Here is a 15,098-nt window from a genome sequence, read left to right as displayed (position 1 = left end):
TATGATGTTAGAAAAAAATTTATCAACACTAAAAATTGGTACTATGTTAAATGTTCAAGCTTACAAATATGACGGTGTTTTATATAGACAATGAAATAGCGCTAAAGTACTAAATAATAATTCAAAACACTTAGTTTTGTTTTTACTCAAAGCTCGTGTAAGTGACATAGATAAAAAACGTTGAGCTTATAGGGATCCCGTTTTATGATTTTTTCCAAAAAATAATTTATTTAATGCAGTTGTATTACTCCGAAAAAACGGTCCTTATATTTATATTAATGTAGCTTCGCAACCGGTTATTGAAGACGATGTTTTAAAATACATTGACTTTGATTTAGATATTAAATATTACCCAAACAAGGAACTCAAATTAGTTGATAGAGAAGAATATTACAAGAACAAAAAACAATTGAAATATCCTAAGAAACTTCAAAAAATGATTTATGAAGAACTTACAGAACTTATAAATCTATATAATAATTACTCATATATTTTTGACAACAAAGTAATTGATTATTATAAACATCAAGCGGTTGCCGACAAGAGTATTAGATATGATGCAATTTTTCAAGAAGAAGAATGCAATCACAAAAGTAACAGACCAACATTTAAAGTTAATAAAGAAAACAAAAACATAGAGTTTCAAAAAAATAAATTACGCAATGAAGCGTAATTTATTTTTGGTCATTTCTGAAATGGCGCGCCCGAGAGGAGTCGAACCCCTAACCTTTTGGGCCGTAACCAAACACTCTGTCCAATTGAGCTACGGGCGCAAAATAATGGAGGCGCCAACGGGATTCGAACCCGTAATCAAAGTTTTGCAGACTCATGCCTTGGCCGTTTGGCTATGGCGCCATAATAATGTGCTTATTATACCATAATATTTTTAAGTTAGCCACTTGTTCTATATTAAGTTTTGCCACTTATTTTTTTAATAAGTTTTTTAACCCTTCATTTAATTAAAAACAAGACAACGTTTGTAAAAGTCATTGTTGATGTAAGTATTCAAAAGTTAACTTTTGTAAGTTCTCCTCCTAATATATCAATAACTTTTAATCTAAATTTAGTGCTAGTTTGTGTATCTAAAAGATGGGCGCCAATAAGAACTATGGCAATAAAAACTAAATTAAGAATTAATCCTGAATAAAGCCATGTAATAAATTTCCTTTTTGTTTCTTTTCCACACATATATAATATTCAAATAACGATTAAGGATAAAATTTGCAAACCAACAAATACATATGTCAGCATTAATGCAAGAGCAAAATATTTTAATAACATACTTAAATGTTATCATTTATTTATATTAAGTATAAAAAAATGATAACCATTACTCAAATCTTTTTTTAGTTTTATAAGTCAAATAGCTTTATGCTTTATAATAAGCATAATAACTCTTCAAAAGAAAGGAATAAATGACACCACTTAAAGCTCTTACTACATATTTTAATAAAACTATTGCACTCAGTGAATTTGGGTCAAACTATTTTTTAACCTTCTTTATTCTTCTTGTTATTCTAATAATTAAAAAAAGAAAAAATAATTCAAACTTATTAATTAGTTTTCTTTTTGTGATAACCACTTTTGTAAGTATAGTTATTTTTTGAGGTTTAACCAAATCACTTGGTGCAGACTTCCCAATAAGTTACTTGAATCCCATTAATGTTATTTTTGATTCGGTAGTTGAATTTGTAAATGTTAAAAACGGTCAAAGTTCATTAAGTGGATTAGCCTACATTCTTGGTTTTCAATTTCTTGGAGTGCTTGCTGGTTTTTTAACTTTTATACTTTTTTACTATATTTTAAGAAGACAATTTAATTCATATTTTGAGCAAAATACAAATGTTACTTTGTATGAAATATGTTTGAAAAATTATGAAGAAAAGGTATCAACAAATTCAATAAAAGAAGTGTTTTTTATTTTTCTTTATACAATAACTATTCCTATTTTTAATAGAGTTTCTCACATACAAAGTGGGTTAAAAACATTTGACGTTTTACTAATAAATATGGCTATTTTATTTTTCATTTTCTTTTTATCAAGTAATTTTAAATTTTATACTTTTCATATTTTTATAGGGCTTGGCTTTACAATTATGAGTTTAATTTTAGAACAAAAACAAATAAGGAAAATTATTATAAATTTCTCTATTAGCCTATCCACAAGTATAATAATACCAATAGTTATTGGTTTAATTACATTTTTTATAATCAAAGGAGGTAGCCATGCGTTTTCATATTAAGCACAAAATAATATTCACATTATCAAGTTTAATAACTCCTATTTCAGTTGCTTCAGCAACTTCATGCAATTTAAATAACATAAAAGAAATTACTTTCAAAAGTCAATTAGAGGAACTTATTACCAATAAAGAAAATACTCATTTTGAAAAGGAATTTGATTATAAAAATATAAAAAATTTGGAACTAAGAAACGACTTGTTGAAATGAAAAAACAAAGACACAAATATAGAAAAAATAGATTGGAAAAACTTGTTTAGAAACTCTTTTATAGAAAAGAATTTAGAATTAGAACTAGATAAAATTTATGAAATATTAAAAATTAATGGTTTAAAAAAAACAGATCAAGTTGATATAAGTATTGTTTATAACAAAGTTTTTATAGATAGAAATTCAACAAAATCTATCATTGTACCTATTAAAATAAGAAGAAAAATTTTTATTAATGGACATGTTTTTTATCAAAGTCATATATATAATTTAAGACTAAATGGCTTAAAAGTCACACCTAAAAAAATAATTCAAATAGAGAAAGTTGATGAATTTAAGAAAAAACACCCTCTTCAAAATATTGAACTTTTAAATGAATACCAAAATTATTCAACAAGTCAAATTGTTGAGTTAGGAAAAGAAAAGTGAAATAAAATATTCAAATTTAACTTTAAAGATTTTGATTCAAACACTTTATACAATAACCTATCTTGAGAACAAAAACTTAAAAATAAAATAGACTTGTTTAATGTTCATATTACAAACATTACTTTTAATGAAAATGATTTTAATAACTTAAACATTGAATATGTTTTTTCATACGGAAAAACATCAACAAGCAGAAAAGATGAATTTAACTCATATGGTGAAAAATTTAATACAACTTTTAAAGTATTAACAAACAACACGTTAGATGACTATAAAAAAATTGCAAAAAGCTTTGCAGAACCTTATCTTAAATATTATTTAAGTATATACAATTATGATTTTGACAAATTTTCTAAAAGTGATTTTTTAATTAAATCAAGGAACAAGGAATTAGTTGATTTTAACATTATAGAATTAAAAAATGACCTCATCAATAAACAAGTAAAATATATTTTGAAGACAAAATCTACATATAATGAACTTAACAATATAACTATTGATGTAGATTTTGGGATCAAAAAACACACCAATATTTTAAGTGATGAATTATCAAATCATCATCAAAAATATAACATGATAATGGGTGAATTAAACCAAGCTAAAATTAATAAAATAACTACAAGTATTTATAGTTATTTGGGTGGAACAAAAATAATTCCAAGTGGTTATGGAGAAATTAGAGGTTTCTACTTTAATGAAGGTTTTACAAAACAATTGCACCTTGGCGAAGATGTTATGGTAAATGAAGGTTCATATATATATGCACCATTCAATGGACAAATTATTGCAGTTTATGATAGAAAAACAAAAAATGAAGGCGAAGGAATTGGAGCTGGTTTAGTTCTTAAAGTTGATAAAAGCGAGCTTAAAAAAACTTTTGATGAAAAAACTTTTAAAGAGTGGTTTTCTAATTCTGAATTTATTTATATAGGAATAATTCATCTAGAGGCTTCCGAAACATTTAAATTGTTTTATGATAGAAATATTATTAACGATCAAGATGGAAAAACAACATTTTTAGATGTTAATTTAACTAATCCAATAAATGTTATAAAAGGACAAGAAATTGCAGTTGTTGGTTCAAGTTCCACCAATGGAGGTTGAATGCCTCATGTCCACATTTCGGTTGTAAGAGATAATAAATATGTTGTTGATGAAAATGGTTTTTTAACGAGAAACCTATCTGTTTTCGATGATAAAAGAATAGTTAAATATTACAATCCAAAAATAAATAAATATACCTATGGCTCAATAAGAGTACCAGGAGTAAAAGGTGCAATAGCTACCGACATTAATCAAGTCGATTCAAATGGAAAGGTTATTGGTAAAAGTAATTCAAACAACGAAAAATATCGCAATGTATATAATAATATAATAGATGAAGAATATGAAACTGGTTTGATTGATCCTAATTTATTATTTAGTTTCAGAAATGAAGATTCATATGAATTTGACCTTGAACAATTTTTTAAGGAAGTTTATTAATTTATTAAAATATTTATCTTTAAAGACACAAAAATCATATTTAACTTGTTCATAGGTGAATATGATTTTTTAATTATAAAAATAAAGTTAAACTCGAATCATGAATTAAATAATGAAATATTAAAAACAAATATATAATATAAATGCATAATGGGGTTGTAATGGCTTCGACATGCACAGGATAATATTTAATGCAGTAGTGTTGCAGACTATAATTGCTCTAGGTTTCAATAAACGGAAAATCTAAAAAAGCTGAAAATGAATTTTCATTTTCAAACCCAGCTTTTGCTGGAAACTTAAATCTTGCTTTTGCTTAATTAAAAGTAAGTTGCACTCTTTGATGCTCTTAGAAGAAGTGTAGGTTAAGAGCACTTATCCAAGGATTCTAATTAATTGGAATAAGTATTTTTAGAACATATTAATTAGTGTTTGTTTATTCATTCATTAATATGCAAAATCAAAATAAACTAAACTGTAGATTTGGGTAGGACTTTTGTGTGTGGACCCGGGTTCGACTCCCGGCAGCTCCACCATTTTTTTTATTTCTTTTTTAATCATGTTGTTGTAGTGTAAAATAATAATTGTTTTTTGTAAAAGGGGATAAAAATGTATTTAAATCAACCTTATTACCATTAATTGGAGAAATATGAATATAGTAGAAATCAAAAATTTTTAAAAAATAGATAGACTTACTTCAAATTATTACACAATAAATAAAGATTTAGCATTTAGCAATAAGGATTTTTTTGAAATTTCAAAATTAATTGAATTAAAATTAGGAGATATTCCTAGTTATAAACTTACAAAATTGAATAACTTATTAGCGAAAAAAACAATATTTTTTTGCCTTATCCTGGTAATAATGGATATTTAAATTATTTGGATTATGATGAATTTTGAAAGTTGCTAATCTCACATAGCGTTAATACTACAATAGGTGATAAAAACCAAAATATAAATGAAAGATCGGAAAAATTCATGAAAAATTTGGTGGTATTGTAGTAAATAATATTACAAAAAAGTATCAATACTTGCGTCAATGGCTACATTAAAGGATGTTTTCATAGAAGAATTAACTCCATAAAAAAGATTAAATGAAAATGTTGTTCTTCAAGAAATTGAAAACAATAAAATAACTATACATTTTGAAAACTTGATGTTAGTTTTCTAAGTGGATTAAAAGATTTTTTAAATAACACATTCATAACTGAAAATAGATGAGACGCAATGGAAAAATATTGTATCCAAATTAAACAGTGGTTGGTGAAATGAATAAGCTAAATAAAAATTCTTTTACTTTCCGCGCCTATTCTTAGCGGAATTATTTTAGGTCCAACTATTTGTTGAACAATAGAAACACAAAAAGTTCTATAAATGGAACACCGGTTTCAGATTTTAATGGTAACTTGATTACAACAATATATTTGTTAAATTCAAATAGAAAGCATTTAAATCTTACATCTCGTTAATTAAATATAATGATCAAATCATCTAAACTTTATACGGTTTATTTAATTCCATATACAGTATCAGATAATGGAACGCGTTATTTTTATCCTCCGTACAAAAGTATAAAAATAAGTCTTAATAATTCAATCAGGAATATAATCTTGAAGGCTTTTTTAAATTCAACCATTATGTGATTACAATAAATAATCAATCTATTCTAAAAGCTTCTGATTTAAATTTAAAGGGGCGAAATATAATCAATTTATATAGTGAATAAATATAAAAATGTTGGAAAAAATCCAACATTTTGTTTATTTGTTTTGCAATTTAAATTCTTTTACTGCAACAATGCAATCATCAACAACTTTGTTGATTTCTTCAAAAGAGTTTAAAATACAACCCGATGCTCTGTCATGACCACCACCACCGTGTTTTCTAGCAACTACATTTACAAGTGGGCCATTTGATCTTAATTCAACTCTAATTTTTTTATCTTCTTCTTCGGTGAATTGAATTCAAATTGGATATCCTTCAATATTTGCGATTGCATTTGGACGAACTGAAGTTTGGGCTGTTTTACCAAATTTTTTTGTTGTTTCCAAATCATTTTTTATTCATGCAACTCCGTCTTTTGTTTGTAAAGTTGACACCAATCACGAATTATATTTAAGTTCATTTAGATTCGTTTTTGATAAATTTTGAAGTATAAAATCTGCTTCTAATCCTTTATCATATAACATTGCAACAAGTCTCATTGTTCTTGCACATGTCTTGTCATATAAGAATCTTCCTGAGTCTGTATTAATTCCTAAATACAATAAATTAGCTGCCCTTTTTGTGATTTTTCAATTATTGACAAAAGCTAATTGAGTAATCATTTCATCAGCTGCTATGTATGAACTATCCACTCATCTAGTACATTTATCAAGATCATCACCATTAGGATGGTGATCAATTCTAAGTGTTTCTATAAATAAATTTTTATCTAAAAGTTCTCTTGATTCTAAACGTTCTTTATCCCCCGCATCAACTATTATTCCAAGTGATTTTTTCAAGATTTTGTCACTTGGAATAGGATCGTGTTTTAAATTTAAAAAAGTAAAATTTCCTTTTGTTTCACCTACTACATATACTTTTTTATTCGGGTAATTTGTTTCAATTAATTCCTTCAATCCAAATTGAGAACCTAAACAATCACCGTCTGGTCTTATGTGGTGGAATATAACTATTGAATCATGTTTTTCAATTAATGCTGTGGCTTCTTTTTCATTTCCTATTAACATTACTCTCCTTATCTATAGACATATAAGTCTATTTTTCGTTTTTTTCAAAATCAACTATACATTGATTTAAGTGTTTTAACACTTCAGGAATTTGATCTCATGAATCAATGGTAATTCCTGCTGCATTATCGTGTCCACCACCATTATAAATTCTAGCAACATTATTTACTAATGGACCATTTGAACGTAATCTTCCTCTTACTTTCCCATCATCTAGTTGGATGAAAAATGCTCAACATCTGTTGTCATCAATGTTAGCTAATTCATTAACAAAAGCCGCGGCTTTTAAATTATCTAAACCAAATTTTTTCATCACTTCATTTGTTACTTTATAGTATAGAACTCTACCTGATTTTTCAAAATTACTCAATATATGTCCTGAGTATTGAATATCTTTTAAAGTTCTTTTATTTAATTCATAAAGAATTTTTTGAGGATGAAACCCATTTTCCATTAAGAAAGCCACTAATCTATGTGTTCTTGCTGATGTATCAGGATATAAAAATCTTCCTGAGTCTGTATTAATTCCTAAGTAAACGTGTTCTGAAGCTTTTACAGTAACTTTTCATTTTGAATCATAAGCGAGTTGGGCTATCATTTCTGCTGCTGCAACATAATGTTCATCAACTCATAAGTAATCATATTTAATATCACTATCATTTGGATGGTGATCAATTCTTAATTTTGCTGTTGTTTTGTTTTCATATAAAAGCGATGCACATTCTAGTCTATCGCCGCTTGAAGCATCAACAATTATTGCAAGCGAATTATTAAAATCAATTTCATCGAATGAATTAAATTTATAATTCATGAAATCATAAGTGTGCATACTGTTTCCAACGGTATATACTTTTTTGTTTGGGTAATTTGTTCTAATTAATTCGGCTAATCCAGCTTGAGAACCCAAACAGTCTCCGTCTGGTCTTATGTGGTGGAATATAACTATTGAATCATATTTTTCAATTGCTTCTTTAGCTATTTTTGAATTTCCTATTATCATTTTCGAATCTCCATTCTATGTTTTAAAAACATGCTTTTAAATTATATTAAAAAAAACAATATTTCAAATATTGTAATTTTAAAGTATTAAAAAATTATTAGGTTGGTTTGTATGGTAACTACTTTTTAGTAAAGCCGGCAATAAAAACATTTGTCGCTGCTAAAATAGTTAAATCACCAAATTCATTCATAATTAGTCCGTCACCAAAACCAATAATTCCATGTTTATCACTCACTATATGGTTAGAAAGGTTTTTTGTTTCTAGTTTACCTTTTTCATTAAAATTTTTAAATTCATGTTGAATATTGTCACTAACTTTTCTCATAATTTTTAAGTCAGTATCAATAGTTTCTGGACTTAAAATTAATCTTGAATAATGGAAGTGTGGATATAAAGTAAATAAATAGTCTAACTTATGTAATTTTCTACTTTTTGAAATTGGATAAGCGATTCTTACCTCAAAATCATAAGTAAGTGGCTTATATCTAGGCAATAAAGTTTTTAAATATTCTCTAAATGGTTGATCTTGATTTTTATAATCATTATGAATTTCTACAAATTCACTTGCAGTTAATTTTTTTAATTCTGGGTTTTTAACTTTAATTAAAACTTTTACTACATTTTGCGTATGTGAATTAAAGTCTTTTTGGATTTCATTTATGTGATTACGATAAGTTTTAATTTTATTAGTTAGTTCATCATATTCTTTTTGAGTTTCTGCATATCTTCTTCTTTGAACTTCAACATCAATGGCTCTTTGTTTTATGTCATTGATCGCTTCAATAAAAGCGAATTTAAGTTGTTGCATAGTTCCTGTTTCATAAGGTCTAACAACTTTTCCGTTTTCTTTTATTCCTAAATCATTGGTTTCGTTGTAAAGTTTTTTAAAATTGCTATTAAGCATTAACTCTTGAAAATATGGTTGTTCTTTTTTTAATCATGTCGAGAAACTTAAGTTAGGTAAATCTGAAAACTTATTTTCGTTTTCAATTACATCAGAAAACGATCTAAGAAGTTTTTCTTCTTTGGTTTCACCACAAGATGTAGCAATTATTGGAGTTAAACAAATTGAAGTTATAAACAAACTGTTTAATATTTTAATTTTTTTCATAATTTAATTATATTACAAGAAATAAAATTTGATATTTAAATAAGACAACAATAAGACTATATATTAGTTTATTTAGGTATGTAAAATTAAAAAAATAGGTAAACTGAATTACCTATAATTAAACTATTTATTTCTTGTATTTAATTCCAAGTGCATTAAGCATTGGCATTAAGAAGAAGTTAAACGGTTTATTAAAGTGTGGAAGGAAATAAACATCTGTAAGTGCTATTTCAGGTAATGTTAAACCTCTTTGAATTGCAAGTGCAAACATATAAATTACTTCTGTGTGGATAGATTTACCTCATGAACCAATTTGAACTCCTAAAAGTTTAAATGTTTTTGGATCGAAAGTAATTTTACATGCAACCTTTTCATAAGTAGTCATAAATTCAGGTCTATCATTGTCAATTCAGTATTCTTCAGCAACATCTTTAATTCCGTGTTTTAATGCAACTTGTTTTGTTAAACCGGTTGAAGCATAATGACATCCAAATACATTAATAGCATTTGTTCCTGCTACTCCTGGGAATGGTACATTTAGACCGGCAATATGTAAAGCAGCAACCAATCCTGTTTTAACAGCATTTGTTGCTAAAGCAGCATGTTCAGGTTTTCCAGTAACACAATGTTTCATAGCTGCTGAATCACCTAGTGCATAGATGTTTTCATCAGAAACTGATCTTTGGAATTCATCAACAACTATTGCACCATTAGCTATTTTTTCAACACCATCTAAAACATCTGTTCTTGGCTTAAATCCAATTGATAAAATAACTAAATCGGCAGGATATTCACCTTTATCAGTGACAACTGACGAAACATTCTTTCCATCTTTTGATTTAAATTCTTTAACTTTTTCACCAAGTTGCAATTTAATTTTATCTGCAACCATTCTTTTTTCCATTTCAGAAGTGAACTCTTCATCAAAGTAATTTGGTACAACTCTATTTTCTAAATCAATTAATGTAACTTTTTTACCTTGCATTTGGAAAGCTTCAACAAGTTCAATTCCAATATATCCAGCACCAACAACAACTACGTTTTTAACTGATTTATCTTTTGCTTTTTCAACAATTTCTTCAGCATGTTGGAATAATTTTGAAAGCATAATGTTGTTATATTCACGTCCTGGGAAGTTTGGTTCAACTGGTCATGTTCCGCCAGCAAAAATCAACTTATCATAATTATCTGTGAATTCTTTTTGAGTTGCTAAATCACGAACTAAAACTTCTTTTTTCTTCTTATCAATTTTAATAACTTCGTGGTTTGTTTTTAAATTAACTCCATATTCTTTTACTAAAATTTCTGGTGATGAGTAAAACAATCCTTTAGGATCATCAAATTCTCCACCTACTCATATAGCAATACCACATCCTAAAAATGATGTGTTTGTGTTTCTGTCATAAGCTACCACCTCTGCTTTTGGATTAACAGTTTTTAATGTTCTTAAAAATGATGTTCCAGCGTGGTTTGCTCCAATAACTAGTATTTTCATTTGTCTCCTTAAATATTTATTTGAAAATATACTAATATTTTATAGAAAAAATGGCTTTTTACTAATAAATGGCTAACTTTTCCATAATTTTCCATATTTTTAAAATATATTTAAAATATATTACATATAATTTGATTATGAAAAAAGTTATTACTGGTGGATATACAAACATCTCTTACAAAGATGGTGACAAGTTTTATCAAGAAAAAATATTAACAGGTTTTAATCACAAAATTGATTATTCAATATTAAGCGGTTTTGGTTTTGTACCTAAACTTATTTTTAACAACGAAAAAGAAATATCATGAGATTTTATTGAAGGAGAAATTCCTACTTTAACAATTGATGAATTAAAGATAATAGCTGACCAATTATATGAATTACACAATAGTAAGGTTAAATTTCCTCCTTCTAATCATGCAGCAAGAGTTAAAAAATACAGAAAAATATTAAATGAAAGGGGAATTAATTTACCTGTTATTAATGACTATTTCAAAAGAATTAATAACATTCTTGCAAAAAGCAAAAAAGATGTTCCTTTGCATAATGATTTGTGAAATAGAAATATGATTAAAAAGGATAATAAAATATATTTTATTGATTGGGAATATGCAACAATGGGGGATAGACATTTTGACCTTGCTTACTTTATTTGTTCTTCTAATTTAACCGAAAAAGAAGAAAAAGAATTCCTTGATCAATATCATAATTATTGAGAAGACTATTTAATTCAGCAAAAAATTTTAGTTAATTATTTAATAGTTTTATGAATTAATGCACAAGATATTAAGCCTTTTGATGATAAATATTATATAGATCAAATATATAAATTAGATAAGTTATATCAAACAAAAAAACTAAACAAAGAGTTTTAAAAAACACATCAATAAGGGTATGTGTTTTTTTATAATTTGAAACTTGTTTTACATACATTTTTTAGTTCTTCTTCACCAAATTTTTCTTTAAATTTTTGAACTAATTCTTTGACTTGTTTACTTGCACCAAGTTTAAAATCAAAGTTGTATTTTGCTTTCATTTTTTTCATATTTTCAAGCAGCTCTGCTCTTGCTAAAATAGAAGCGGCCGCAACTGATATATGAATACTTTCAGCCTTGTGTGATAGTAATATTGGTTTTTTAAATACTTTTATTGATGACCAATTATTTATATAAATCATATTATTAAAATACTCAATAAAAGCATTCTTAGTTGTATATTGATCTATAAAAACATAGTCATACTCACTGCCTCTTGACTCCAGCAATTCTTCAAGTGAATTTATAACATGTGCATGAGTAAAAAACTTAAGTTTATTACTATTTCTATATGTCTGTTCAACTCTATTATAACCGGCATTGCTTAATGTATAAACTTTATATAAGCATTTTGATTTTATTTGATTTGCAAGGTCAATTATTCTACTGTCACTTGTAATTTTTTTAGAGTCTTTTACACCAATACTTTTTAAATACTCTATTTGTTTATCCGAAACTAAAACAGCAGCTGATATTAATGGACCAAAATAATCACCTACTCCCGTCTCATCAACACCTATAATTCTTTTTTCTTTAAATGAAAAAGATGAGTCGATTTCAATTATCGTCTCTTCTTTTTTGTTTGTATCAAATAATGTATTACTATACATTTTCCTCTATTTCATTTAGTTTTTTGCGTCTCTCTTTTGATTTTTTCATTTGTTCAGCAGGGTTATCTAGAAACTTATTAATGTAATATCCAACACCACCTTCTTTATTTGTTTTAGATATTTTAATACTTGCATGTTTTTTAATATCTTTTGAACTGTTACCCATTGCTACTGATACATTAGCAATTTTAAACATAGAAACATCATTAAATCCATCACCTATTGCAACTGTATTTTCATTAGGAATATCATAATAACGCATTAATAAGCTAATTGCTTTACCTTTGTTAACTGTTACATTTGTAATATCGAAAACCGGTGTTAATCCTTCACCTTTTGATCAATAAGAAAACTCACCCAAATCGCCATATCTTGCTTTTAAATACTGTCTTAAGTTTTCTGGATCTGTTGAAGGTTGAACATCAAATATAATTCCTGTTGGTTTCATAGGAATTTTATGAAAGTCAAGTCCTTCAATAAACTTAGAAGTGTTTTTAAAACCAAAAACCTTTTCTAAATCTTCATCTCTTTTTTGTAATTGAACTCACCCCGGACCTTCTATTGCAATATTAGAAATTTCCTTTTGAAGTCTTTCATCACCCAAAACATAAAGCATTTCATTTAAGTCCAAATATTTAATATAAGGAATAAAATCATCATCATATGGATGGTGGATATGAGCCCCGTTGTAGTTAGCCACAATTGTATCCAACTTTAAAGCATCATAAATGGGCTTTGTACTTCTTCATGGTCTTCCTGTTAAAATACAAACAACATGACCTTCTTTTTTAGCTCTTTGTATAGCAGCTAGTGTTTGATCATGTATTTGTCCTGTTGCTGATGAACTTAGTGTAGTTCCATCTAAGTCAATTGCAAATAAAAATTTATCTTTTTGCATGTTACCTCTTTTATTTTTTTATCTTTGTCGGATTAATAAATTCTACTTTTTCTATTTTATTGTTATCAATATTTAAATTTATAATCGCAAATGAAGGTTCACTTCCAAATCTAGGATAAGTTATACTTCCTGGATTTAAAAATGCTTTTTCATTATTTTGTTCATTAAAAAACAATGGAAAGTGACTGTGTCCAAACGCAAACAAATTAATGTCGTCTAATTTGGAAGTTGCTTTTAACAAAAGTTCATAATTCATCAAAGTGTTATAACCACCAAATAAATGACCATGAGTCATAAAAATTTTATAATCAAAAATTTTTACAATACTATAATCACCTAATGAACTACTAAAATCATTATTACCAGCTATTGCATAGGTAAAATGAGACTTTACTCAAGAATCATCCAATTCTGTATCACCCATAGATAAGCTTATATCATGTTCTGTATTAGTTAAAATGTATTCAGCCAATGATTTATTACCATGGATATCAGATATGCACAAAATCTTTACAATACCATGTTTTTTTAACATATTATTATTTTAATATATTTATAAAAAAAGATAAACATTTTCATATTTGTTAATATAATAAAAATATGATTAATATAATACTTTATCAACCCGAAATTTGTCCTAATACTGGAAACATAATAAGAACCTGTTTTGCATTAGGTGCAAAATTGCACATCATTAAACCAACTTCTTTTGACTTACATCCAAAATATCTAAGAAGATATGGAGCTGGTCGAATTTTAAGTGATATTCAACATGAAATTCACGCTTCATATGATGACTTTGAAAATAAATATAAAAATAAAAATATTTTTTATATTACTAGATATGGACTTAAAACATACACTGAACAAAATTTTAAAAAAGCATATGATCAAAGTGGTGAAGTTTGATTGATGTTTGGAAGAGAATCAACAGGAATAGATAAAAATATTTTGCATAAAAATATTAATAATTGTTTAAGAATTCCTATGGTTTCAGAAATGAGATCAATTAATTTGGCTAATTGTGTTTGCATAGTTGGTTTCGAAGTTATGAGACAGTTAGATTTTAAAGATTTAAGTAAATTTGAAGTTCAAAAAGGAAAGGATTTTTTACTAAATGACTAAATCAATAATAAGTTCAAATAATGATACTTTTAAACTTCTTAAGAAGTTAAGCGAGAAAAAATATCGCGAAAAAGAAGGTCTTTTTATTATCGAAGGAGAGCATTTAATTGATGAAGCAATTGACAAGAATATAGTTGTTGAAATTTTTGAAATTGGTTCTAGTTCAAAAATTTTAAAATATGAAAGAACAACCTTAATAACCTATGAGCTAGCCAAAAAAGTATTAGATGCACAAAGTCCACAATCAGTTTTTGCTGTTTGTAAAATCGTAAAAAATAATATTGTATTGGGTGATAAAATTGTTTTTTTAGACGATTTACAAGACCCTGGGAATATTGGTACAATCATAAGACTTTGTAAATCATTTGATATAGATACACTAATAGTCAAAAACTTTGACATATATAATCCAAAATGTTTAAGAGCAAGTCAAGGTTCGTTTTTTAAAACCAATATTGTTCAAGTAGATAAATACGATGAACTATCAAAATTAATGAGTAAAGATTTTAGTATAATTAGCACATTATTGGATAAAGAAGCAACAGAATTGAAGAATTTCACATTTCCTAAAAAATCAGTTTTAGTTTTAGGAAATGAAGGCAATGGAATATCTCAAAATGCTATTGATTTATCAAAACATAAAGTTTATATACCAATATCTTTTGAGAGTTTAAACGTTGCAACATGTGCAGCAATAATTCTAAACAAATGAAGAAATGAGTAAAAA

Annotated in this window: 14 protein-coding genes, 2 tRNA genes and 1 other RNA gene; 7 read left to right on the top strand and 10 right to left on the bottom strand. The window is 26.7% G+C overall.

Features of this window, described 5'->3' with window-relative positions:
* Nucleotide 1: 1 nt before the first annotated feature.
* Nucleotides 2-673 (top strand): DUF402 domain-containing protein, encoded by a 672-nt coding sequence (locus tag MCRO_RS00420; RefSeq protein ID WP_041593999.1) that lies wholly within the window; start codon nt 2-4, stop codon nt 671-673.
* 23 nt (nt 674-696) lie between these two features.
* Here the strand turns inward: MCRO_RS00420 and MCRO_RS00415 are convergent.
* The 3 genes from MCRO_RS00415 to MCRO_RS00405 form a co-directional block, all read right to left on the bottom strand.
* Nucleotides 697-773: transfer RNA gene (locus MCRO_RS00415), tRNA-Arg, on the bottom strand.
* Between the two features lie 7 nt (nt 774-780).
* A tRNA-Cys gene (locus MCRO_RS00410) sits at nt 781-855 on the bottom strand.
* Nucleotides 856-909: 54 nt separating this feature from the next.
* Nucleotides 910-1,281 carry a hypothetical protein gene (locus MCRO_RS00405; protein WP_013054332.1) on the bottom strand — a complete coding sequence of 124 codons (372 nt, stop codon included), beginning with the start codon at nt 1,279-1,281 and terminating at the stop codon, nt 910-912.
* A gap of 134 nt (nt 1,282-1,415) precedes the next feature.
* Between MCRO_RS00405 and MCRO_RS00400 the strand changes: the two genes are divergently transcribed.
* The 3 genes from MCRO_RS00400 to ssrA all read left to right on the top strand — a co-directional run bounded on the left by MCRO_RS00400 (nt 1,416) and on the right by ssrA (nt 4,898).
* Nucleotides 1,416-2,243: an MAG4940 family membrane protein gene (locus MCRO_RS00400; RefSeq protein WP_041593998.1), complete on the top strand. Its 828-nt coding sequence runs from the start codon at nt 1,416-1,418 to the stop codon at nt 2,241-2,243.
* Entirely contained in the window at nt 2,227-4,365 is a 2,139-nt protein-coding gene (locus tag MCRO_RS00395) for an MSC_0775 family lipoprotein (protein ID WP_013054415.1), read from the top strand. The genes MCRO_RS00400 and MCRO_RS00395 overlap by 17 nt, the downstream gene beginning before the upstream one ends.
* 152 nt (nt 4,366-4,517) lie before the next feature.
* Nucleotides 4,518-4,898: a transfer-messenger RNA gene (ssrA, locus tag MCRO_RS04015) on the top strand.
* A 1,227-nt stretch (nt 4,899-6,125) separates the two neighbouring features.
* On the opposite strand, the gene nrnA (MCRO_RS00390) is transcribed toward ssrA, so the two are convergent.
* The 4 genes from nrnA (MCRO_RS00390) to MCRO_RS00375 form a co-directional block, all read right to left on the bottom strand.
* Complete coding sequence (nrnA, locus tag MCRO_RS00390) at nt 6,126-7,097, bottom strand: bifunctional oligoribonuclease/PAP phosphatase NrnA (protein WP_013054531.1); 972 nt, start codon at nt 7,095-7,097, stop codon at nt 6,126-6,128.
* A 28-nt stretch (nt 7,098-7,125) separates the two neighbouring features.
* Nucleotides 7,126-8,097, bottom strand: a complete 972-nt coding sequence (gene nrnA / locus MCRO_RS00385) for a bifunctional oligoribonuclease/PAP phosphatase NrnA (protein WP_013054801.1) — start codon at nt 8,095-8,097, stop codon at nt 7,126-7,128.
* A gap of 118 nt (nt 8,098-8,215) precedes the next feature.
* Nucleotides 8,216-9,208: a hypothetical protein gene (locus MCRO_RS00380; protein WP_013054794.1), complete on the bottom strand. Its 993-nt coding sequence runs from the start codon at nt 9,206-9,208 to the stop codon at nt 8,216-8,218.
* A 127-nt stretch (nt 9,209-9,335) separates the two neighbouring features.
* Nucleotides 9,336-10,703, bottom strand: a complete 1,368-nt coding sequence (locus tag MCRO_RS00375) for an FAD-dependent oxidoreductase (RefSeq protein WP_013054685.1) — start codon at nt 10,701-10,703, stop codon at nt 9,336-9,338.
* Between the two features lie 137 nt (nt 10,704-10,840).
* On the opposite strand from MCRO_RS00375, the gene MCRO_RS00370 reads away from it, so the two are divergent.
* Nucleotides 10,841-11,578, top strand: coding sequence for a phosphotransferase (locus tag MCRO_RS00370; RefSeq protein WP_013054269.1), 738 nt, complete (start codon nt 10,841-10,843; stop codon nt 11,576-11,578).
* Between the two features lie 29 nt (nt 11,579-11,607).
* Here the strand turns inward: MCRO_RS00370 and MCRO_RS00365 are convergent, their stop codons facing one another.
* From MCRO_RS00365 to MCRO_RS00355, 3 genes are read right to left on the bottom strand one after another with little or no spacing between them, the layout of a single operon-like run.
* Entirely contained in the window at nt 11,608-12,348 is a 741-nt protein-coding gene (locus MCRO_RS00365; protein ID WP_013054146.1) for a ribonuclease HIII, read from the bottom strand.
* Nucleotides 12,341-13,246, bottom strand: a complete 906-nt coding sequence (locus tag MCRO_RS00360; RefSeq protein ID WP_013054503.1) for a Cof-type HAD-IIB family hydrolase — start codon at nt 13,244-13,246, stop codon at nt 12,341-12,343. Before MCRO_RS00360 ends, MCRO_RS00365 begins: the two co-directional genes overlap by 8 nt.
* Before the next feature lie 10 nt (nt 13,247-13,256).
* On the bottom strand, nt 13,257-13,781 hold the full coding sequence (locus MCRO_RS00355) for a metallophosphoesterase family protein (RefSeq protein ID WP_013054340.1): 525 nt from the start codon (nt 13,779-13,781) through the stop codon (nt 13,257-13,259).
* A 65-nt stretch (nt 13,782-13,846) separates the two neighbouring features.
* On the opposite strand from MCRO_RS00355, the gene MCRO_RS00350 reads away from it, so the two are divergent.
* Both MCRO_RS00350 and MCRO_RS00345 read left to right on the top strand, forming a co-directional pair.
* The gene (locus tag MCRO_RS00350) at nt 13,847-14,371 is read left to right on the top strand and encodes a tRNA (cytidine(34)-2'-O)-methyltransferase (protein WP_013054329.1); all 525 of its coding nucleotides are present in this window, start codon (nt 13,847-13,849) and stop codon (nt 14,369-14,371) included.
* The gene (locus tag MCRO_RS00345; RefSeq protein ID WP_013054246.1) at nt 14,364-15,095 is read left to right on the top strand and encodes a TrmH family RNA methyltransferase; all 732 of its coding nucleotides are present in this window, start codon (nt 14,364-14,366) and stop codon (nt 15,093-15,095) included. The genes MCRO_RS00350 and MCRO_RS00345 overlap by 8 nt, the downstream gene beginning before the upstream one ends.
* Nucleotides 15,096-15,098: the final 3 nt, after the last annotated feature.

It is taken from the genome of Mycoplasma crocodyli MP145 (genome assembly GCF_000025845.1).
In the GTDB taxonomy this organism is placed as follows: domain Bacteria; phylum Bacillota_I; class Bacilli_A; order Mycoplasmatales; family Metamycoplasmataceae; genus Mycoplasmopsis; species Mycoplasmopsis crocodyli.
The sequence above is the reverse complement of the archived record's forward strand: the minus strand, read 5'-3'. Positions and strand labels throughout refer to the sequence as shown.